The 21,009-nt window shown below is 32.1% G+C and carries 19 protein-coding genes and 1 pseudogene; 11 read left to right on the forward strand and 9 right to left on the reverse strand.

The window, feature by feature from the left end; translation table 11 throughout:
- Nucleotides 1-80 precede the first annotated feature (80 nt).
- Nucleotides 81-2,819, forward strand: a complete 2,739-nt coding sequence (locus CELLY_RS09710) for an AsmA family protein (protein WP_013621500.1) — start codon at nt 81-83, stop codon at nt 2,817-2,819.
- On the opposite strand, the gene CELLY_RS09715 is transcribed toward CELLY_RS09710, so the two are convergent.
- The gene (locus tag CELLY_RS09715; protein ID WP_013621501.1) at nt 2,809-3,603 is read right to left on the reverse strand and encodes a DUF2797 domain-containing protein; all 795 of its coding nucleotides are present in this window, start codon (nt 3,601-3,603) and stop codon (nt 2,809-2,811) included. The genes CELLY_RS09710 and CELLY_RS09715 overlap by 11 nt on opposite strands.
- A gap of 83 nt (nt 3,604-3,686) precedes the next feature.
- Here CELLY_RS09715 and CELLY_RS09720 point away from each other — a divergent pair, with 83 nt between their 5' ends.
- Both CELLY_RS09720 and CELLY_RS09725 read left to right on the forward strand, forming a co-directional pair.
- Nucleotides 3,687-5,201 (forward strand): GH3 auxin-responsive promoter family protein, encoded by a 1,515-nt coding sequence (locus CELLY_RS09720; RefSeq protein ID WP_013621502.1) that lies wholly within the window; start codon nt 3,687-3,689, stop codon nt 5,199-5,201.
- 70 nt (nt 5,202-5,271) lie between these two features.
- Nucleotides 5,272-5,862, forward strand: coding sequence for an alpha/beta fold hydrolase (locus tag CELLY_RS09725; protein ID WP_013621503.1), 591 nt, complete (start codon nt 5,272-5,274; stop codon nt 5,860-5,862).
- Between the two features lie 46 nt (nt 5,863-5,908).
- Here the strand turns inward: CELLY_RS09725 and clpX are convergent, their stop codons facing one another.
- The 6 genes and pseudogenes from clpX to CELLY_RS09755 all read right to left on the reverse strand — a co-directional run bounded on the left by clpX (nt 5,909) and on the right by CELLY_RS09755 (nt 11,354).
- A complete protein-coding gene (clpX, locus tag CELLY_RS09730) occupies nt 5,909-7,144 on the reverse strand; it encodes an ATP-dependent Clp protease ATP-binding subunit ClpX (protein WP_013621504.1) in 1,236 nt (411 codons plus the stop codon).
- Between the two features lie 45 nt (nt 7,145-7,189).
- Nucleotides 7,190-7,870 carry an ATP-dependent Clp endopeptidase proteolytic subunit ClpP gene (clpP, locus tag CELLY_RS09735; RefSeq protein ID WP_013621505.1) on the reverse strand — a complete coding sequence of 227 codons (681 nt, stop codon included), beginning with the start codon at nt 7,868-7,870 and terminating at the stop codon, nt 7,190-7,192.
- A 203-nt stretch (nt 7,871-8,073) separates the two neighbouring features.
- A pseudogene (tig, locus tag CELLY_RS09740) lies at nt 8,074-9,402 on the reverse strand (trigger factor).
- A 99-nt stretch (nt 9,403-9,501) separates the two neighbouring features.
- Nucleotides 9,502-9,852 carry a phage holin family protein gene (locus CELLY_RS09745; RefSeq protein WP_013621506.1) on the reverse strand — a complete coding sequence of 117 codons (351 nt, stop codon included), beginning with the start codon at nt 9,850-9,852 and terminating at the stop codon, nt 9,502-9,504.
- Nucleotides 9,853-9,870: 18 nt separating this feature from the next.
- Nucleotides 9,871-10,641, reverse strand: coding sequence for an alpha/beta fold hydrolase (locus tag CELLY_RS09750; protein ID WP_013621507.1), 771 nt, complete (start codon nt 10,639-10,641; stop codon nt 9,871-9,873).
- A complete protein-coding gene (locus CELLY_RS09755; protein ID WP_013621508.1) occupies nt 10,641-11,354 on the reverse strand; it encodes a pyridoxine 5'-phosphate synthase in 714 nt (237 codons plus the stop codon). Before CELLY_RS09755 ends, CELLY_RS09750 begins: the two co-directional genes overlap by 1 nt.
- Before the next feature lie 147 nt (nt 11,355-11,501).
- On the opposite strand from CELLY_RS09755, the gene CELLY_RS09760 reads away from it, so the two are divergent.
- From CELLY_RS09760 to murI, 8 genes are all read left to right on the forward strand, one after another.
- Complete coding sequence (locus CELLY_RS09760; protein WP_013621509.1) at nt 11,502-12,158, forward strand: CBS domain-containing protein; 657 nt, start codon at nt 11,502-11,504, stop codon at nt 12,156-12,158.
- Between the two features lie 4 nt (nt 12,159-12,162).
- Nucleotides 12,163-13,044: an NAD kinase gene (locus CELLY_RS09765; protein ID WP_013621510.1), complete on the forward strand. Its 882-nt coding sequence runs from the start codon at nt 12,163-12,165 to the stop codon at nt 13,042-13,044.
- A gap of 117 nt (nt 13,045-13,161) precedes the next feature.
- A complete protein-coding gene (gene porG / locus CELLY_RS09770; protein ID WP_013621511.1) occupies nt 13,162-13,857 on the forward strand; it encodes a type IX secretion system protein PorG in 696 nt (231 codons plus the stop codon).
- A gap of 9 nt (nt 13,858-13,866) precedes the next feature.
- Complete coding sequence (locus tag CELLY_RS09775; protein WP_013621512.1) at nt 13,867-14,607, forward strand: undecaprenyl pyrophosphate synthase; 741 nt, start codon at nt 13,867-13,869, stop codon at nt 14,605-14,607.
- Nucleotides 14,579-17,200, forward strand: a complete 2,622-nt coding sequence (locus tag CELLY_RS09780) for a BamA/OMP85 family outer membrane protein (protein WP_013621513.1) — start codon at nt 14,579-14,581, stop codon at nt 17,198-17,200. The genes CELLY_RS09775 and CELLY_RS09780 overlap by 29 nt, the downstream gene beginning before the upstream one ends.
- A 101-nt stretch (nt 17,201-17,301) precedes the next feature.
- Nucleotides 17,302-18,087: an OmpH/Skp family outer membrane protein gene (locus CELLY_RS09785; RefSeq protein WP_013621514.1), complete on the forward strand. Its 786-nt coding sequence runs from the start codon at nt 17,302-17,304 to the stop codon at nt 18,085-18,087.
- Nucleotides 18,088-18,143: 56 nt separating this feature from the next.
- A complete protein-coding gene (locus tag CELLY_RS09790; RefSeq protein ID WP_013621515.1) occupies nt 18,144-18,653 on the forward strand; it encodes an OmpH/Skp family outer membrane protein in 510 nt (169 codons plus the stop codon).
- A 95-nt stretch (nt 18,654-18,748) separates the two neighbouring features.
- Nucleotides 18,749-19,540, forward strand: a complete 792-nt coding sequence (murI, locus tag CELLY_RS09795; protein ID WP_013621516.1) for a glutamate racemase — start codon at nt 18,749-18,751, stop codon at nt 19,538-19,540.
- Between the two features lie 7 nt (nt 19,541-19,547).
- On the opposite strand, the gene CELLY_RS09800 is transcribed toward murI, so the two are convergent.
- Both CELLY_RS09800 and CELLY_RS09805 read right to left on the reverse strand, forming a co-directional pair.
- Nucleotides 19,548-20,045 carry a dihydrofolate reductase gene (locus tag CELLY_RS09800; RefSeq protein WP_013621517.1) on the reverse strand — a complete coding sequence of 166 codons (498 nt, stop codon included), beginning with the start codon at nt 20,043-20,045 and terminating at the stop codon, nt 19,548-19,550.
- A gap of 18 nt (nt 20,046-20,063) precedes the next feature.
- A complete protein-coding gene (locus CELLY_RS09805; RefSeq protein WP_013621518.1) occupies nt 20,064-20,888 on the reverse strand; it encodes a thymidylate synthase in 825 nt (274 codons plus the stop codon).
- Between the last annotated feature and the right edge of the window lie 121 nt (nt 20,889-21,009).

Raw genomic sequence — 21,009 nt, forward strand, 5'->3', positions numbered from 1 at the left:
AAGATTTATATCACAGCTTTAAAAAGGATAATGTATTTGCTTGGTTCAGCTAAATTTTAAAAAAGAAAAAATAGTTCTGTATGAAAAAGAAAATATTAAAAATTATAGGTGTTGTAGTATTGTTAATAGTAGTTTTATTAATTGCTGCACCTTTCTTTTTACAAGGCAAAATAGAAAAAATTATAAAGGACAAAGTAAACAATAATATAGAAGCTACATTAGACTTTGCTAGTGCAGACTTAAGTTTGTTTTCTAGTTTTCCTAATGCAAAGGTTACCATTAATGAGTTGGTGTTAACTAATAATGCGCCTTTTAAAGGAGATACGCTTTTTGCATCTAAAGAAATTGCTTTAGATATGGCAATAACAGAACTTTTTAAAGATTCTTCTGAGGCTATTGGTATAAAAAGTTTAGCGGTAGATGGTGCTGCTTTAAATATTATTGTAAATAAAGATAGCATTGCTAATTATGATATTGCAAAAAAAGATACAGCAGAGCCTGTAGTTTCAGAAACAGAAGAAGAGGGTAGTAGCTTTACTTTGGCAATGGAGTCTTATAAAATTACCAACTCTAAAATTGTATATGTAGACCAAACTTCTGGTATGGCTTTAGCTTTAACAGATTTGCAGCACTCCGGTACAGGAGATTTATCCTTGGAGAAGTCTGAGTTAGATACCAAAACAAATGCATTGGTGTCTTTTGGTATGGGCGGAACAAATTACTTAAACAGAAATAAGGTTGGTTTAGATGCATTAATAGGGATAGATTTAAAAGAAAGTAAATTTTCTTTTTTAAAAAATGAGGCACTAGTAAACCAGTTGCCTTTGGTTTTTGATGGTTTTGTTAAAATTAATGAAGATAACCAAGAGGTAAATATTAATTTTAAAACGCTATCTAGTGAGTTTAAAAACTTTTTGGCATTAGTGCCAGAAGAGTATACTAAAAGTATTGAAAACGTAAAAACTACCGGGAAATTTACCGTTGAAGGTAAGTTGGATGGTATTGTAGACGAAACACATATTCCTAAATTTTCTGTAAAGCTAAATTCTGATAATGCGTCATTTAAATATCCAGACTTACCAAAGGCTGTAACTAATATATTTATAAATGCAGCTATAGATAATACAACTGGTTTGGTAGAAGATACTTCTGTTGATATTAAAAAATTAGCTTTTGCAATAGATCAAGATAGGTTTAATCTTAATTCTCAGATTACAGATTTAATGGGTAATACTAAGGTAAAAGCGCATTTAGATGGTAATATAAACTTGGCTAACATATCACAAGCTTACCCTGTGCCTGCAGATTTAAATTTAAAAGGAATACTTAAAGCAGATGTTTCTACAGCTTTTGATATGGCTTCTATAGAAAAGGAACAATATCAAAACACAACTACAAGTGGTACTTTAGACTTAAAAGATTTTGAGTACAACTCTAACGAACTTAAAAACCCGGTAGAGATTACAACTACATCTTTAACTTTTAACCCAGAAACTGTTTCTTTAAATGATTTTCAGGGGAAAACAGGTAAGACCGATTTTTCAGCCAAGGGTACAATTACAAACTTATTAGGTTTTATGTTTAAGGATGAAAAGGTAAAAGGAGATTTTGCTTTAAATTCTAATACATTTGCTTTAAATGATTTTATGGTTGATGAGGTTGAGGAAACAGAAAAATCAACTGAAAAAACAGAAGAGAAACAAACTGTAGCTGATGAAAAATTAAAAATACCATCGTTTTTAGATGCTACAATTACTGCCAATGCAAATACAGTTTTGTATGATAATTTAACACTTAAAGATGTAAAAGGTACATTAAAAGTAAAAGATGAAACTGCCACGTTATCTAATATGACTACGTCTTTATTTGGCGGAAAAATGGCATTTAATGGAGAGGTTTCTACCAAAAATGATGCAGCAACTTTTGCGATGAATTTAGGAATGAATCAGTTTAACATAAGTCAGGCTCTAAAAGGTTTAGAAATGTTAGAGGTTTTAGCTCCTGTTGCAAAAATTATTAGAGGTAATTTAAATTCAGACATTTCTATAGCTGGTAATTTAAAAGATGATTTTACTCCAGATTTAGCTACAATTTCTGGTAAGGTGTTGGCAGAGTTAATGCAGACAGAGTTAGACGGTAAACAAGAAAAATTTGTAACTGCTTTAAGTGATAAATTAAGCTTTTTAAAACCTGAAAAATTAAACTTAAACGGACTAAAAACGGCTTTGACTTTTGATAATGGAAAGGTGGCAGTAAAGCCATTTAAGCTTAATTACGGAGATATTGTAATGAATGTTGCAGGTAGTCATACATTTGATAGTAAATTGGCATACAATGCAACTGTAGAGGTGCCTGCTAAATATTTGGGTAGTGATGTAACCAAGCTAATTGCAAAAATTGATGATGAAAAATTAGAAGACTTAACTATACCGGTTACAGCTAATATTGGTGGTAATTTTACAAGTCCTGAGGTGAAAACAGACTTAACTAGTGGTGTTAAAAACTTAACAAGTCAGTTAATAGAAATAGAAAAACAAAAATTAATTGCCAAAGGAAAAGATAAAGCAACTAGTGTTATTAGTGATTTGTTAAACAAAAATAAATCTAAAACAGACTCTTTAACTCAAGATGATGCTAAAACGTCGGTAGTAAAAGATGTTGTAGGTGGTTTATTAGGTAAAAAAGATACTACTGCAGTAAAAAAAGATACAGCAACTAGTACCAAACAAGAAACCCAAAAAGAAGCTGTAAAAGAAATTTTAGGCGGCTTGTTTGGTAAAAAGAAAAAGGAAACAGAAAAGGATACTACTAAGCAATAGTTAAGCTTACGTAGTAACCTTCGTTACTTCTAATATTAAAAACGGTATTGTCTTCAAAAATTAGGTACTGGCCTTTAATGCCTTTTAATGTGCCTTTGTATACAGGTGTTTTATCCAGATTAAGACTTTTTACTTTTTCTGGATATTGCATTACCGGAAATTCTAGATGAGTTTCCTGGTTGTCCTCTATAAAATACTGTGTAGCTTCTTTTGGTATATATTGTTTTAATTTGTTACGCCATTCAATTAAATTTTCGTCATCTACAGTATTGGTAAGCATTTTACGCCAATTGGTTTTGTCTGCAACGTGTTCTTTTAGTGCAACTTCGGTTATGCCTGCTAAATAACGGTTTGGTACTTCTACAATTTCTATAGCTTCATGAGCTCCTTGGTCTATCCACCTTGTTGGTACTTGGGCTTTACGTGTAACACCTACTTTTACATTGCTAGAGTTTGCTAAATAAACAATATGCGGTTGTAGTTGAACTTTTTTTTCATAAGCTAAATCACGATCTTCTTGGTCTAAATGAGCTTTGCTTAGCTCGGGTCTCATAATCCAATCTCCAGCCGTTGGGATCTCAAAAAAGCACGATTTGCAAAAGCCTTGTCTGTATATGGGCTTGTCTAACTTACAGTTAAGACATTGGTGTTTTATAAAAGAAATTTCTACAGATTTGTTTAAAATCTGATTTACATTTAAAAAGTCATTCTCAAAAACTAAATAATATTGTATAGGGTTTCCGTTCTCGGTTTGCATTTTTTGTAAAACACCTTGGTACTGCATAAAATGTATTTGAATATTAAAGTTGTATAGGCTATTTTTATCAAAATAACCACTGAAATTTTTCAGGATAAAGATACCTAAAAATGTCAATACCTTTTGTTAATTCTATTGCTTCTTGGTTGCTTAAAAAGCGGTATCATCAAATAGAACTCTTTTTAAAATACCCAGCTGAGGTTCAGGAAGAAGTAATGTTTAAACTGCTTAGTATTGCTAAAGATACCGAAGTTGGTAGGCAATATAATTTTGCTTCTATTACCAATTACAAAGAATTTGCAGAGCGTTTACCAATAGTTTCTTATGAAGAAGTAGAGCCTTTTATAGAGCGAACTAGAAAAGGAGAGCAAAATATTTTTTGGCCTACAAGTATAAAATGGTTTGCTAAAAGTAGTGGTACTACCAATGCTAAAAGTAAGTTTATACCTGTAAGTTCAGAGGCTTTGGAAGATTGTCATTACAAGTCTGGTAAAGATTTGTTGTGTTTATACCTTAATAATAATGAAAACTCCCAATTATTTACAGGAAAAAGTTTGCGCTTGGGTGGTAGTAAAGAGTTGTATGAAGATAACGGTAGTTTTTTTGGAGATTTATCTGCTATTTTAATTGATAATATGCCTTTTTGGGCAGAATTGAGTAGTACGCCAAGTAACAAGGTGTCTTTAATGAGTGAGTGGGAGACTAAGTTAAATGCAATTATTAATGAAAGTAAGTTAGAAAACGTTACCAGTTTGGCTGGTGTGCCTTCTTGGATGTTGGTGTTGTTAAATAATATGTTAGAGCAAACAGGTAAAAATCATTTGTTTGAGATTTGGGAAAACCTAGAAGTGTATTTTCATGGAGGAGTAAGTTTTAGTCCGTATAAAGACCAGTATAAAGCACTGTTGCCTCGTAAGCAATTTAATTACTACGAAATATACAATGCATCTGAAGGCTTTTTTGCAATACAAGACAGAAACAATGCGGATGATTTATTGCTTATGCTTGACTATGGCATTTTTTATGAATTTATACCAATGGATTCTTATGGCTTAGAAGACCAGAAAGTGGTAGCGTTGTGGGATGTTGAGTTGCATAAAAACTATGCAATTATAATTACAACTAATGCTGGTTTATGGCGTTACAAAATAGGAGATACGGTAAGGTTTACTTCTGTTAGTCCGTATAGAATTAAAATTACTGGTCGTACAAAGCACCATATAAATGTTTTTGGAGAGGAGTTAATTATAGAAAATGCTGAAGAATCTCTAAAAAAGGTGTGTAAAAAAACAGGAGCACAGATAAAAGATTATACAGTTGCTCCAATATTTATGGTAGGTAAAGAAAAAGGAGCTCACGAGTGGATTATAGAATTTAGAAAGGAGCCTAAAGATGTTAATCATTTTACAGAATTGTTAGATAATGCTTTAAAATCTTTAAATTCTGATTATGAAGCCAAGCGTTATAATAATATTACGCTAACAATGCCTAAAGTACACAGTGCCAGAGAGAATCTTTTTTATGACTGGTTAAAAGATAGAAACAAATTAGGAGGACAACATAAAATACCTAGATTGTCTAATAAAAGGGTCTATATCGATGAATTGCTTCTAATGAACAAATAAATTGGCTTATTTACGGGTTAAATATCATATTGCAATATATAAACCTAACCAGTATATAAAACTATAAATTATGAATTCAGAAAGACTAGTTGTTTTGTCAGATATGTGGGGTCCAAAAAAAGGAATGTGGATAACATCTTACCTGGCATACTTGCAGCAGTATTATGATATTGAGTATTATGATATTCAGCAATTGGCAAATGTAAATTTGCTAAAACAAACAGAGAAAAATATACACAGCGCTTTTGTAGAAGGAGGTATTGATACAGCTGTATCTCATTTGTTAAAAAAAGAAACTAAACCAGCTCACTACCTTGCTTTTAGTATGGGGGGTTCTATTGCTTGGAAGGCAAACTTAAAAGGTTTGCCTATGAAATCTTTATATGCAGTGTCTGCAACAAGAATACGCAAAGAAGTGGAGCGTGTAGATGTAGATGTAAAAATGCTTTTTGGCAGTAAAGATTTGTACAGGCCTTCTGCAAAATGGTCTGAAACTATTGGAGTAGATTTAGAAGTTGTAGATAATTATGGTCATGAAATGTACTCTGACTCAGAAATTATAAAAAAAGTAAGCTTAGATCTTTTAAAAAAAGTAATGGTAAAACCAGAACAAGTTAAGAAAGAGGCTAAGGTTAAAGTATTAGCAAAAAAAATATCCTAAAGCATACTTTAGGATATTTATAATATAGTTTTTAAAAGCCGTTTTGTTATGAAACGGCTTTTAGTTTTTTTACTGTCTCGTAAGATAGTTTTTGCTCTGCGTACTCTTGTGTTACTTTAAACTCTTTGTCTTGGCTACTTGGTAGCTCAAACATAGCATCTGTAAAAATTGCTTCACATAAAGAACGTAAACCTCTTGCTCCTAATTTGTACTCTATAGCTTTAGAAACAACAAAATCTAAGGCTTTGTCTGTTATAGAGAACTTAATGTCGTCCATAGCAAAAAGCTTTTCATATTGCTTTATAATAGCATTTTTAGGCTCTGTAAGTATTGCGCGTAACGTTTTCTCGTCTAACGGGTTCATATGCGTTAAAACTGGTAAACGGCCAATAATTTCAGGAATTAAACCAAACTCTTTTAAGTCTTTTGGAATAATGTATTGTAAAATGTTAGTGTTGTCTACATTGTCATCTAATTTAGATGCGCTGTAACCTACTGCTTGCATATTTAAACGCTTTGTTATAATACGTTCTATACCGTCAAAAGCACCACCAGCAATAAATAATATGTTTTCTGTGTTAACTTCAATAAATTTTTGATCAGGGTGTTTACGTCCTCCTTTAGGCGGAACATTAACAACAGTACCTTCTAAAAGTTTTAATAAACCTTGTTGCACGCCTTCGCCAGATACATCTCTAGTAATAGAAGGGTTATCGCTTTTACGAGCAATTTTATCAATCTCATCTATAAAAACAATACCACGTTCTGCTTTTTCTAAATTGTAATCTGCAGCTTGTAAAAGACGTGTAAGTAAACTTTCTACATCTTCACCAACATAACCGGCTTCTGTTAATACGGTAGCATCTACAATAGCTAAAGGTACATTAAGCATTTTGGCAATTGTTTTGGCCATTAATGTTTTACCAGTACCAGTTTGCCCAGCCATTACAATGTTACTTTTTTGTATTTCTACATCGTCATCTGCACTAGAAGGCTGTAATAATCTTTTGTAGTGGTTGTATACTGCTACAGACATTACTTTTTTTGTACGTTCTTGTCCTATAATAAAAGTATCTAAAAACGCTTTTATTTCCATAGGTTTTTTTAGAACCAATTCTGCAGATAAACTGTCTGTTTTAGACTGTTTAGTATCTTCTATAACAATACCATATGCTTGCTCTATGCAACGGTCACAAATATGTGCACCTTCACCTGCAATTAATATGTTTGTTTCTGCTTTGGTTCTTTTACAAAAAGAACATTCTAAATTTTCCTTTGCCATAAGTCTACTTCTTCTCTTTTAGAGTAAGGTGTTTATTAGTCGGTTTTAGTTCTTTTCCCTTACTAATATTTCGTCTATCATACCGTATTTCTTGGCTTCATCAGCCTTCATCCAGTAATCTCTATCGCTGTCATTGCTAACCTTGTCAAAAGTTTGGCCAGAGTGCGTTGCTATAATATTGTACAACTCATCTTTTAACTTTAGTATTTCTCTTGCTGTAATTTCTATATCGCTAGCTTGCCCTTGTGCGCCACCTAATGGTTGGTGAATCATAACACGAGAGTGAGTTAAACCACTACGTTTTCCTTTTTCACCTGCGCAAAGTAAAACGGCACCCATAGATGCTGCCATACCAGTACAAATTGTTGCAACGTCTGGTTTAATAAATTGCATAGTGTCATAAATACCTAATCCAGCGTAAACACTACCTCCTGGAGAGTTAATGTATATTTGTATGTCTTTAGATGCATCTGCACTTTCTAAAAACAATAATTGTGCTTGTACTATGTTAGCAACTTGGTCATTAATACCGGTTCCTAAAAATATAATTCTATCCATCATTAATCTAGAGAAAACATCCATTGCAATAGCATTTAGTTGTCTTTCTTCAATAATGTTAGGCGTCATATTGCTTGGGTACATTGTACTTAATATTTTGTCATAGTACATGCTGTTTATCCCTTGGTCCTTTATGGCGTAGTTCTTAAATTCTTTTCCGTAGTCCATATGTAGTATTTGGTATTTTTAAATAAAAAAGGTGCCGAAAATTTATACTTTCGGCACCGTAAATATACTTATTTTTTTTAGTGACGACCTATAGTGTAATTTGCTTTTAAAGCTATTTGCTATAGTTTGATACTAAATTTAACGGAATTTTTTGTTTTACCATATATGTGCTAGTGTTTTTTTAACAATGCACAGGGTAAAATTTATTCTTTTCCGTAAACTTCTTTAATAAAATCGTCATAAGAAAGCTCCTTAACTTTAAGGTTTGCTTTTTCTTTGTAAAGCGTTAATAATTTTTGACTCATTAACTGCTCAGACAATCTTTTAACTTCATCTTGGTTAGACATAATTCTTCCGGCTATATTGTCTAATTCTTCTTCAGCAGGATTTAATTGTCCGTATTGTGCCATTTGAGATTTAATAAAGCCTTTAGCAAATTCTTTAAGCTCATCAAACTCAACTTGAAGATTGTTTTCTTGTATTATTTTACCTTCAATTAATTGGTAACGTAAACCTTTTTCAGATTTTTCAAATTCAGCAGCAGCTTCTTCTTCTGTTAATGGCTTTTCACCTGTCATTTGAATCCATTTTTTTAAGAATTCAGTAGGTAAATCAAACTTTACATTTTCAATAAAGTTTTCAGTAATGTCATTTAACAATTTTTGATCTGCTTGTTGCTCAAATTGCTTTTCTGTATCTTCTTTTATTTTTTCTCTAAGTTCTTTTTCAGAAGTAATTTTTTCTTCTCCAAATAACTTGTCAAACAACTCTTGGTTCATTTCTGCAGGCTCACGTTCGTTAATTTCTTCAATTGTAAACGTAACCTCTGTATTTAAATCAGCAGATTTATCAGCAGCTAAACCTAAAGCACTAGAAAGTTGGTAATCTTCTTTAAAAAGGCCTTTAGTTTTTAATGTAACAACATCACCAACTTTTTTGCCAACTAAAGCATCTAAAGCTTTTTTAGCTTTAACATTACTTAGTTCTATAGTTGTTTTATTGTTAATTTCTTCTTCTTCGTTAGCAAAAACTCCAGTTACTTCATCTTTTTTAGATACTTCAGTTTTAGAGATAAGTTTTCCGTATTGCTTACCAATACGTTCTACTTGCTCATCTATCATTTTTTTATCTGCAACTATTTTATATTGAGTAATTGCTTTTTTGGTCTTAATTGGAGCTTCAAATTCTGGAGCTAAACCTAATTCAAATTCAAAATCTAGATTTTCTGCATCTCAGTTAAAATCATCTTGTTGCTTAGGTAATGGGTTACCAAGAACATCTAACTTTTCTTCAGTTAAGTATTTGTTTAGGTTGTCTTGTATAAGTTTGTTTACTTCGTCTACTAAAACAGCCTTACCGTATTGTTTTTTAATAAGGCCCATTGGTACATGTCCTTTTCTAAAACCTGGTATGTTTGCTTGCTTTCTATAATCATTAAGAATTGCTTGTACCTTATCTTGGTAATCCTCTTTAGTGATAGCAACTTTCACAACTGCATTTAATGCATCAATCTGCTCTTTTGTAATATTCATTTCTTGAATCTGATTTTACTTAAATAAAATGGGCTGCAAAAATAGTACTTTTTAATTACGTCTACAACTTTTTAAATTGTTGTAATACAAAAGACTATGTTATTTTTCTTTATCGGTTTTTAAGATAGAAAATAATATGGATTGTAATAATGATAATAATAAGCTAAATACAATAGCCCATAGCCAACTATCTACCGTAAATCCTGATACAAAATAGCCTGCTAATTTTATAATACATGCGTTTATAACTAGTAAAAATAAACCTAGTGTTACAATTGTTACTGGTAAAGTTAATATTACAAGTAATGGTTTAATAAAAAAGTTTAGTAGACTTAATACCACTGCAACAATTATTGCGGTAGTGTAGCTGTCTACACCAATGCCTGGTAAAACTTTAGATAGTACAACAACAGCAATGGCGCTTAATAGTATGCGTAGTATAGTTTTCATAGCTTATAATTTTTTAAATTAACTTTTTATAAAGGTAAGCGATTTTTCTAAGAATTCTTTAGGGTTTTCTGCGTGTAACCAATGCCCGGAATTGGTTATAGTTTGTATGTCTGCATTTGGAAAATGTGTTTTTATAGTATCTGTATCTAACGGAGATATATACTCAGATTTATCGCCTCTTAAAAACAATGTTGGTTTGTTGTATGTGGCAGAAGCATCTATGTTTTCTCCAATTTGTTCCATACGTTCTGCTAAAACGTCTAAGTTAAACCTAAAGGCTAATTTTCCTTTTTCTACCCAATATAAATTTTTTAATAAAAATTGACGTACACCTGCATTAGATATGTGTTTAGCTAACTCATTACTAGCTTCTGTTCTAGAGCTAATGGTGTTAAGATCTAATGCTTTTAAACCATTAATTATTTCATGATGGTGTGGTGGGTAAAACTTTGGTGCTATGTCTGCAATTAGTAATTTGTTAACCAATTCTGGATAGCTACAGGCCAATTGCATAGCTGTTTTACCACCCATAGAATGGCCAAGAACAATACAGTTTTGTAAATTATGCTCTGCAATGTATTGTTTAATGTCGTTTGCAAGAATGTCATAATTAAACTCGGTAGAGTGAAAACTTTTACCGTGGTTGCGCTGGTCTATTAAATGTACTTGTAAGCCTTCCTCTGCATATTTATTGCCTAGGGTTTTCCAATTGTCAGACATTCCTAAAAATCCGTGTAAAATTAGCAAAGGTTGTCCTTCTCCAAGTATTTTAGAATGTAGTGTTGGCATTATTTTAGTTTGTTTAAGTACATATTTACAACATTTTCTAGCCCAAGGTAAAGCGATTCGCTAATTAATGCGTGGCCAATAGAAACTTCTAATAAATGCGGTACTTTTTCTTTAAAAAACGCAATGTTGTCTAAACTTAAATCATGACCAGCATTTATGCCTAAGTTTAATTTGTGAGCTAAAATTGCAGCATCTGTAAATGGTTGTACGCCATTTTTATTGCCTTCTGCGTAAGCATCAGCATAGCTTTCTGTGTATAGCTCAATACGGTCTGTGCCTGTTTCAGCAGCACCTTCAACCATTTTTAAATCTGCATTTACAAAAATAGATGTTCTAATATTATGGGCTTTAAAAGTTGCAATAACATCTTTTAAAAAATCTTTATGCTTTATTGTGTCCCAGCCAGCGTTACTTGTAATAGCATCTACAGCGTCTGGTACCAAAGTTACTTGTGTAGGTTGTGTTTCTAACACTAAATCTACAAACTTTTTAATAGGGTTGCCTTCTATATTAAATTCTGTGGTAACAATCTTTTTTAAATCTCGCGCATCTTGGTATCTAATATGCCTTTCATCTGGTCTTGGATGTATAGTTATGCCTTCTGCTCCAAAAGACTCTATATCTGTTGCTACTTTACATAAATTAGGTACATTGCCTCCTCTAGAGTTTCTTAAAGTGGCAATTTTATTTACGTTTACGCTTAATTTTGTCATTTTTATTTTATTTAGCTAGTGCAAAAATACAAATAAGGCATAGCTTTTGTTATTACTTTGTTAAGGTTTTTTATTTTTATTAAATGCCTTGGTATTTATAACCTTGGTCGAAAAAATTATTATTAATTTGCAGTAATATTTTAAGCTATGCAGATACAGTCTAACATATTAACAACAATTCCTACATTCTCTATAAATGACAGTATGGAAGAGGTAATTCGTTTTTTTAAAACAACTACTTTTTCACATGTTGCAGTTGTAGATGATAATAGATTGATAGGTATGATTGCCGAAAATGATTTTAAATCTTTTGAAAAAGGCAAAAAAATTGAAGATTACAAATATCAATTAGAAAATTTTACAGTAAACTCAGATACATCATGGTTAGATGTTTTAGAAGTTTTTTCTAAAAATGATGCTAATATTTTACCTGTTTTAGATAAAAACGAAGCCTTTGTTGGTTATTATGATTTAACAGATATTGTAGCTTTGTTTATTGGAACACCTTTTTTTACAGAACCAGGTGGTATTTTGGTTGTAGCAAAAGGAATGTCTGATTATTCTTTTAGCGAAGTAGCGCAAATTGTAGAAAGTAACAATGCAAAATTGTACGGTGCTTTTATTACTGAAATAGAAAATGATGTTGTGCAAATTACATTAAAAATTACTTCTGCCAATTTAAATGAAATTACACAATCTTTTAGGCGTTACAACTATAGTATTTTATTTGGTAATGATGATGATCTTTTTCTGCAAGATTTAAAAGAACGTTCTAATTATTTAGACAAATACCTAAACGTATAAGTGTATGAAAGTTGCCATTTACGGACAAACTTATAATGATGATACTGTAGATTATGTATGTGAACTTTTAAGCGAGTTAAAACTACATAATGCCAATATTAGTTTTGAAAAAGATTTTTACAATTTTGTAACAGCCTCAAAAGAAATTGAAGATTTTTCAATTTTTACAGAAAATAGTGGTTTAGACGCTTCTTTTGATATGTTTGTGAGTTTTGGAGGAGACGGTACAATATTGCGTGCCATTACCTTTGTAAAAGATCTAGGCATACCAATTGTAGGAGTAAACACAGGGCGACTAGGGTTTTTGTCAACCTTTAAAAAAGAAGATGTAAAAAAAGTAGTGCAAGAGTTTGTTGCTAAAGATTATACTATTGTAGACAGGAGTTTGGTGGCGGTAACATCTAATGTAAATATACCAGAATTTAATGCTATTAATTTTGCTCTTAATGAGGTTACTGTAAGTAGAAAAGATACCACATCTATGATTACTGTAGAGACCTCTTTAAATAACGAGTATTTAAACTCGTACTGGGCAGATGGTTTAATAGTTTCTACACCAACCGGTTCTACAGGATACTCTTTAAGTTGTGGAGGCCCTGTAATTACACCTACTGCAAAATCTTTAGTAATAACACCTATAGCACCTCATAATTTAAATGCAAGACCACTGGTTATTTCAGATAATACTGTGGTGAAATTAAAAGTGTCTGGCAGAGAAAAAAACCATTTACTTTCTTTAGATTCTAGAATAGTAACATTAGAGAACGGAACAGAGATTACTGTAAAAAAAGCAGACTTTACTGTTAAGTTAATTGAGTACACATCAGAAAGCTTTTTAAAAACCCTACGCAATAAACTTTTGTGGGGAGAAGATAAGCGTAATTAATTGTCTGTTAAACAATAAATGTGCTATAAAACTGTTATTCAATGAAGAGAACAGGGGTGTAATAATTAGGATTCTACTAAAATCTAATATTATTATATTTGCAAACTTTTAGGATTTATGAGAATATTTATTGCTATTCTATTATTTTTTATTTTAGGCAACGCCAGCGCGCAAACTTATGAAGTTGGTGTGCTAACAGGTGGTTTAAATAATATTGGCGACGTTGGTAGAACCAATTATATAAGTCCAAGCGGATTTGCTTACGGTGGTATTTTTAAATGGAATAAAAGTAAACGTTATGCTTGGCGTGCTAGTATACTTCATGGTAAGTTTGTTGCAGATGATTTAAAGTCCGACTTAGCTTACAGGCAAAAAAGACAATTAAAAATGGAGAACACTATTACAGAGTTCTCTGCAGGTTTAGAAGTTAATTTTGTAGAGTACAATTTACATAAATTAGGTCCGGCTTTTACTCCTTATTTATACACAGGTGTTACCTATTTTAGGTATGATTATAATTACTTTGAAGTTGGTTTTCTGCAAGATTTAGATCAGCGTGAAGGAGATTTTGCTATTCCAATGACAGTTGGTTTAAAGTATAGATTAAATCAATTTTTTATCTTAGGCGCCGAAATAGGTGCTAGATACACGTTTACAGACAATTTAGACGCTAGTAATCCAGAAAAAGCAAACGTTGCAACCCTTATAGATCCTAAATTTGGAAATATTTTTAGTGATGATTGGTATGTTTTTTCAGGTTTTACACTAACTTACACCTTTGGTAGAAAACCGTGCTCAGATTGTTTTGAGTAAATTATACTTATGGATACTATAGAAGATTTAAATAAAGAAAATATACCAGATCATTTAGCCATTATTATGGATGGTAATGGCAGATGGGCAAAGCAAAAAGGTAAACTACGTATTTTTGGCCATGAAAATGGAGTAAAAACTGTACGTAAAGTGGTAGAAAATTGTGCTAAATTGGGCGTGGGCTACTTAACATTGTATACTTTTTCTACAGAAAATTGGAATAGACCTAAGTTAGAAGTAGATACGCTTATGCGTATTTTGGTGTCTTCATTAAAGAAAGAAGTTAAAACTCTTAACAAAAATAACATAAAACTTAATGCAATAGGCAACTTAAGTTTATTGCCAGCAAAAGCAGGTGAAGAGCTAAAGAATGTTATGTCAAAAACCTCGGCAAACACTGGTATGACACTAACATTGGCACTAAGCTATGGTTCTAGGGATGAGATTAGAACAGCTGTTCAGGAAATTAGTATCAAAGTTAAAAATAATATAATTTCTCCCGAAAATATTGATGAAATCATTATTAATAACCATCTTTACACGCAAAATTTACCAGACGTAGATTTACTTATAAGAACTAGCGGTGAACACCGTATAAGTAATTTTTTACTTTGGCAAATAGCGTATGCAGAGCTGTACTTTACAGATGTTCTTTGGCCAGACTTTAAAGAACATCATTTAGTAGACGCAATTAAAAATTATCAGAACAGAGAACGAAGATTTGGAAAAACTAGCGAACAACTCAACTAACACAACCAAAAGAACCATTACTTTTGGTTCTATTATTACCATCCTTTTTCTTTTTACTAACCTTATTGCTTATGGGCAAGAAGCATCTTATGAAGATGGTAAAAAGTATATTTTAGGTGGCTTAGAAATTACAGGCGTAAAAAGCTACAATGAGCAAACTGTAATAACGTTTACCGGTCTTAGGGTTGGACAACCAATTACACTTCCAGGAGAAGAAATTAGTGCTGTAATTAATAAGCTATGGGCTTTAGAGCTTTTTAGTGATATTAATTTTTATATCACAGACATTAAAGGAGAAGAAGTTTTTTTAGAACTTAATATAGTAGAGCGTCCTACGCTTACAGATGTTACTGTTTACGGAGTTAAAAAACGTAAAGTAGCAGATATAATAAATGACACAGACCTTAAGAAAGGCAAGAAAATAACACAAAGTCTTATTAATAACACAGAGAATTACTTAAAAAATAAGTACAAAAAACAAGGGTACTTAAACACTAAAGTAAACATTGCTACTGCTGTAGATACATCAGAAACCAATGCTCAAAAAATGGTTATTAATATTAAAAAAGGTGAAAAAGTAAAAATTAGTGACATTACTTTTGATGGTAATGAAGAAATGTCTGCAAAAAAATTACGTAAAGCACTTAAAAAGACCAAGAAAAAGAAATTTTATCGTTTTTGGAAAAAATCTAAATACATAGAGGAAGACTATAAAAATGACTTAACAACATTAATAGAAAAGTATGCAGAAAGTGGTTACAGAGATGCAAGAGTAATTTCTGATACTATTACTAATGTTAACGAAAATAATATTAAAATTAATATTAAGGTAGAAGAAGGTAATAAGTACTACTTTGGAGATATAGATTTTGTTGGTAACACCGTTTATCCAGATGCTATTTTAAGTAGAGCTTTAGGTATTAAAAAAGGAGATACTTATAATGGTGTTTTACTTAAGGAGAGAATTTCTGATAATACAAAACCAGATCCAAATGACCTAAGTAGCCTGTATCAAAACAATGGATATATGTTTTCTACAATTAACCCAGTAGAGGTTTCTGCAGAAAATGATACTATTAATTTTGAAATAAGAATTATAGAAGGAAAAGAAACGTTTTTAGATCATGTAACAGTTACAGGAAATGATAAAACTAATGACCACGTAATTTTTAGAGAATTAAGAACAAGACCTGGTCAAAAATATAACAAAGCAGATATAATTAGAAGTATTAGAGAGTTAGGAGCTCTTGGTTATTTTGATGCAGAAAGTATTAAGCCAGATGTTCTTAACCCTAACCCAGATGCTGGTACTGTAGATATTAACTATAGTGTTTTAGAAGCTGGCTCTAGTCAAATAGAATTACAAGGTGGCTACGGTGGCGGTGGTTTTATTGGTACGTTAGGGTTGTCATTTAGTAACTTCTCATTAAAAAATATTTTTAATAAAGATGCTTATGTTCCTGTGCCAATGGGGGACGGACAAACATTTTCTATAAGATTACAAGCAAGTAGAACTTACAGAGTGTATAGTTTTAATTTCTCTGAACCTTGGTTGGGAGGTAAAAAACCTGTACAATTTAATATGTCTTTATCTAGAACCCAACAATTTGCTTATGACTACCAGGAGAATGAAGTAGATAAAAAGAGACAGTTTTCAATATCTAGTATTTCTGTAGGTTTAGCAAAAAGATTAAAGTGGCCAGATGACTTTTTTGTTGCATCGCACTCTTTAGCATATCAATTGTATGACTTTAAAGATTACAATATAGGTTTGTTTAATTTTGGTAACGGTTCTGCAAATGCATTTTCTTACACATTTGGTTTGTCTAGAGAATCTTTAGCAGGTGGTAAAATATTTCCACGTGGTGGATCTAGTTTCCAGTTTAAATTTAAAGCAACACCACCTTATTCATTATTTTCAGATAAAGATTACAAAGGGTTAAAAGAGGAAAGTGATGAGTTGCAAGAGGCGCGTACTACAAGAAATTTAACAGCTTATGAGCAAACTCGTTTAGAAGAAATTGAGGAAGACAGATTTAAGTGGTTAGAATTTTATAAAGCTAGTTTTAAAGGAGATTGGTATACAACTTTAACAGGAGATTTAGTTTTACGTTCTAATGCAGAGTTTGGTTTCTTGGGTAATTATAATAATGATATAGGTAATGTTCCTTTTGAGCGTTATTTTGTTGGAGGTGATGGTTTAGGTAACTTTACTTTAGACGGAAGAGAAACAATACAATTAAGAGGATATGAAAACCAATCTTTAACGCCGGTAATTGCAAGTACTAACGAACAAGAAGGTGGTGTGGTTTACAATAAATTCTCTATGGAACTTAGATATCCTATAACATTAAAGCCTTCTGCATCTATTTATGCACTAGGATTTTTAGAAGGAGGTAACTCTTTCAGCAATTTTACTGAATTTAATCCGTTTGAAATAAAACGATCGGCCGGAGTAGGGTTGCGCATATTTATGCCAGCTTTTGGTCTATTGGGAATTGACTTTGGTTATGGGTTTGACAAGGATAACTTGCCAACCTCTACTGAACCAAGTGGATGGCAAACACACTTCATCATTGGTCAGCAGTTTTAATTACAAAGGATATTTCTAATTTACCATATGTTAATAAGCTTGTTTTTAGGTAATTAATATTTTTGGCACGATATTTTCTATGTATTAAAACGATAAACAAAATGAAAACAAAAGTTCTTTTAATTTTAACTACGTTGCTATTGTCAACTAGTATTTTTGCCCAAAGGGGAGTTAGGGTAGCCTATGTAGATATGGAATACATTTTAGAAAATGTAGAAGAATACAGAGAGGCTACAGAGCAACTTGCTAGTAAAGTTGAAAAATGGAAACTAGAAATAGAAGGTGAGAAGAAGCAGATTTATGATATGAGGCAAACCTTACTTGCTGAAAAAGTTTTATTAACTAATGAGTTAATTGAAGAGCGAGAAGAGGAAATTGCTTTGTTAGAAAAAGAAATGCTACAATACCAACAAGACAGGTTTGGTCCTCAAGGAGATTTGGTAATGCAAAAATTAAGATTGGTGCAGCCAATACAAGACCAAGTTTTTAGTGAGGTGCAAAAGATAGGAAAGAATAAAAATTACGATTTTATTTTTGATAAATCTGCAGATGTTGTAATGTTGTATGCAGAGAAAAGAAATGACATTAGTGAGTTGGTGCTTAGAGCAATTTCTAGAACCAGAAAAATTAGTGCACCTAAAAAAAGTGCTAGAAGTAGGTTTGAAGATGAAGAGGAAGAGAAGCCAATTACAGAAGCTTTAAGAATTAGACAAGAGCAAGCTAAAGAAGCAGATGCGGCAAGAGCAAAAAGTGCAGAAGAAAAGAGGGCAGAACAATTAAAATTAAGAGAAGAACGTAAAAAGGCTTACGAGGCTAGAAGAAAAAAGTTATTAGAAGAAAAAGCAGCTAAACAGAAGAAAACCAAAGAAGAAAAAGACGATAACTAATAAAAGTCTATACACTAAAATTAACTAAATACTTAAATTAACATTCAATTACTATTATGAAACATTTAAAGAAAATAGCAGTAGCATTTGTATTATTTGTAGCTACAACAGCATTTGTAAACGCACAGTCTAAAGTTGCGCATATTAATGTACAACAGTTGTTACAAGAGATGCCTGCAATGAAGCAAGCTGATGCAGAATTGAAAAAATTAAATGAAACTCTAGGTGCAGATATACAAGCAAGTATGACAGAAGCTAGAAATAAGGCTACACAGTACCAAAATGAAGCGGCTTCTAAAACTGCAGAAGAGAATGCTAAAAGAGAGCAAGAAATAATGACTTATCAAAAAACAATTCAAACTGCACAACAAGCTGCACAACAAGAATTGCAAAAAAAGCAACAAGAGTTGTTAGCTCCAATACAGGAGTCTGCAATGAAAGCTATAGAAAAAGTAGCAGCTGCTCAAGGTTATGATTACGTTATTGATGCTAGCCCTGGTGCTGGTGTTCTTGTAGCAAAAGGTAAAGATCTTTTAGCTGACGTTAAAAAAGAATTAAACTTCTAATAAACCATATTAGTTTATTACAAAGGCTGTGCTATTTGCACAGCCTTTTTTGTTTCTTTGTGGTATATTTAGTTTTTAAAAAATTATAGTTTGTAATGCAAAACAATCCTATTGGTGTTTTTGACTCAGGAGTTGGTGGTACTTCTATTTGGAAAGAAATTCATAAATTACTTCCTTTAGAAAATACAATTTATTTAGCTGATAGTGCTAATGCACCCTACGGAAAAAAGTCACCAGAAGACATTTTAAGGCTTAGTATAAAAAACACTGAGCTTTTACTACAACACAACTGTAAAATAATTGTGGTTGCTTGTAATACTGCTACAACTAATGCAATTACGTATTTAAGAGAAACTTACACTAATGTTTCGTTCATAGGTATAGAGCCAGCTATAAAACCTGCTGTATTGCAGTCTAATTCTAAAACTGTGGGTGTTTTGGCTACAAAAGGAACATTGTCTAGTAGTTTGTTTCATAGTACTGTTAAAAACCACGCAGAAGGCATTAAAATAATAGAGAAAGAAGGAGAGGGGTTGGTTCCTTTAATAGAATCTGGAAAGGCTACTTCTGTAGAGGCAAAAGATTTGTTAAAAACATTTTTGGAGCCTATGCTAGAGCAAAATATAGATTACCTTGTTTTGGGTTGTACTCATTACCCTTATTTAATACCTGTGTTAAAAGAATTATTGCCTGCACATGTTAATATTATTGATTCTGGAGAGGCTGTTGCGAGGCAAACAAAAGCTATTCTAGAAAGAGAAAATTTGTTAAATAGAGGTAATGTAGCCTCTTCACATAAATTTTACACAAATGCAGATGTGTCTATTCTAAGATCTTTTTTAAAGGGAGCTAAAGCTACTGTAAATGTTGCGTATTTAGATTTTTAAAATCTATTTAGCATTTGCGTACATATGTTAAATATGTAAAATCTAATTTGTGTTTTTCATCTTTTGGGTGGTATTCTTCAAAAACCACTTCCCAATTTTCTTTATTTAGTTCAGGAAAAAATGTGTCGGCGTCAAAAGTCGCGTGTACCCTTGTAAGTTCTATTTTTTGCGTGTACTCTAAAGCTAGCTTGTAAATTTCTCCGCCGCCAATTATAAACACTGTTTCTTCTTGTTGGGTGGCCTTTAACGCGTCCTCTAAAGAGTGTACAACCACACAATTGCTATAATTAATAGTGTAGTTTTTGTCTCTTGTAATAACTATATGCTTTCTGTTAGGGAGGGGTTTGGGGAAGCTCTCAAAAGTTTTTCTGCCCATAACAATTGGGTTGCCTGTAGTGATTTTTTTAAAACGTTTAAAGTCATCTGGCAAGTGCCAAAGCAAATCATTGTCTTTTCCTAAGGCATTGTTTTCTGCCGCAGCAGCAATAGCAATTATTTTTTGCACAACTTGTAATTTAGATAATTATATAGCTACCTTTCCTTTAATGTGTGGGTGTGGATCATAACCTTCTAATGTAAAATCATCAAAAGTAAAATCAAAAATATTTTTCACATCAGGATTAATGATCATTTTAGGTAAAGCCCTTGGTTCTCTACTTAATTGTAATTCTACTTGCTCTAAATGATTGTTGTATATGTGTGCGTCTCCAAATGTATGAATAAAGTCTCCTGCTTCATAACCGCAAACTTGTGCCATCATCATTGTAAATAAGGCATAAGAAGCAATATTAAAAGGGACTCCTAAAAAAATATCTGCGCTTCTTTGGTATAACTGACATGATAATTTACCATCTGCCACATAAAATTGAAAAAATGCGTGACAAGGTGGTAGTGCTGCTTTACCATTTGCTACATTTTCAGAGAAAGAAACAGAGGTGTCTGGTAAAACACTAGGATTCCAAGCTGTAACTAGCATTCTTCTGCTGTTAGGATTGTTTTTTAGTGTTTCAATTACCTCTTTAATTTGATCAATATCTTCACTATTCCAATTACGCCATTGGTGCCCGTAAACAGGACCTAAATCTCCGTTTTCATCTGCCCATTCATTCCAAATACGAACTCCGTTTTCTTGTAGGTAAGCAATATTTGTATCGCCCTTTAAAAACCATAGTAATTCGTGAATGATAGATTTTAAATGCAGTTTTTTTGTGGTAACCATAGGAAAGCCTTTGCTAAGGTCAAATCGCATTTGGTATCCAAAAACACTTATTGTTCCGGTGCCTGTACGGTCTCCTTTTTGGTTACCTGTTTCTTGTACGTGTTTAAGTAAGTCGTGATATTGTTTCATTTTAAAGCAGTATCTTTCTTCTGTTTGGTGTAAACAGAAATTGTTTAGTCTTATGTAAAAATAAGTAATAGCTTAATAAGTTTTAGATAATGATTTAATCATATATCCAAAACTTATTAAC

Source organism: Cellulophaga lytica DSM 7489 (assembly GCF_000190595.1).
In the GTDB taxonomy this organism is placed as follows: domain Bacteria; phylum Bacteroidota; class Bacteroidia; order Flavobacteriales; family Flavobacteriaceae; genus Cellulophaga; species Cellulophaga lytica.

Excerpts from the sequence above, each read along its gene's own strand:
- CELLY_RS09725 (WP_013621503.1), top strand. The coding sequence starts at position 5,272 with ATGAATTCAGAAAGACTAGTTGTTTTGTCAGATATGTGGGGTCCAAAA.
- CELLY_RS09760 (WP_013621509.1), top strand. The coding sequence starts at position 11,502 with ATGCAGATACAGTCTAACATATTAACAACAATTCCTACATTCTCTATA.
- CELLY_RS09805 (WP_013621518.1), bottom strand. The coding sequence starts at position 20,888 with ATGAAACAATATCACGACTTACTTAAACACGTACAAGAAACAGGTAAC.
- CELLY_RS09745 (WP_013621506.1), bottom strand. The coding sequence starts at position 9,852 with ATGAAAACTATACTACGCATACTATTAAGCGCCATTGCTGTTGTTGTA.
- CELLY_RS09790 (WP_013621515.1), top strand. The coding sequence starts at position 18,144 with ATGAAACATTTAAAGAAAATAGCAGTAGCATTTGTATTATTTGTAGCT.
- CELLY_RS09720 (WP_013621502.1), top strand. The coding sequence starts at position 3,687 with ATGTCAATACCTTTTGTTAATTCTATTGCTTCTTGGTTGCTTAAAAAG.
- murI (WP_013621516.1), top strand. The coding sequence starts at position 18,749 with ATGCAAAACAATCCTATTGGTGTTTTTGACTCAGGAGTTGGTGGTACT.
- CELLY_RS09765 (WP_013621510.1), top strand. The coding sequence starts at position 12,163 with ATGAAAGTTGCCATTTACGGACAAACTTATAATGATGATACTGTAGAT.
- CELLY_RS09710 (WP_013621500.1), top strand. The coding sequence starts at position 81 with ATGAAAAAGAAAATATTAAAAATTATAGGTGTTGTAGTATTGTTAATA.
- CELLY_RS09755 (WP_013621508.1), bottom strand. The coding sequence starts at position 11,354 with ATGACAAAATTAAGCGTAAACGTAAATAAAATTGCCACTTTAAGAAAC.
- porG (WP_013621511.1), top strand. The coding sequence starts at position 13,162 with ATGAGAATATTTATTGCTATTCTATTATTTTTTATTTTAGGCAACGCC.
- CELLY_RS09785 (WP_013621514.1), top strand. The coding sequence starts at position 17,302 with ATGAAAACAAAAGTTCTTTTAATTTTAACTACGTTGCTATTGTCAACT.
- CELLY_RS09715 (WP_013621501.1), bottom strand. The coding sequence starts at position 3,603 with ATGCAGTACCAAGGTGTTTTACAAAAAATGCAAACCGAGAACGGAAAC.
- CELLY_RS09775 (WP_013621512.1), top strand. The coding sequence starts at position 13,867 with ATGGATACTATAGAAGATTTAAATAAAGAAAATATACCAGATCATTTA.
- clpP (WP_013621505.1), bottom strand. The coding sequence starts at position 7,870 with ATGGACTACGGAAAAGAATTTAAGAACTACGCCATAAAGGACCAAGGG.
- CELLY_RS09750 (WP_013621507.1), bottom strand. The coding sequence starts at position 10,641 with ATGCCAACACTACATTCTAAAATACTTGGAGAAGGACAACCTTTGCTA.
- clpX (WP_013621504.1), bottom strand. The coding sequence starts at position 7,144 with ATGGCAAAGGAAAATTTAGAATGTTCTTTTTGTAAAAGAACCAAAGCA.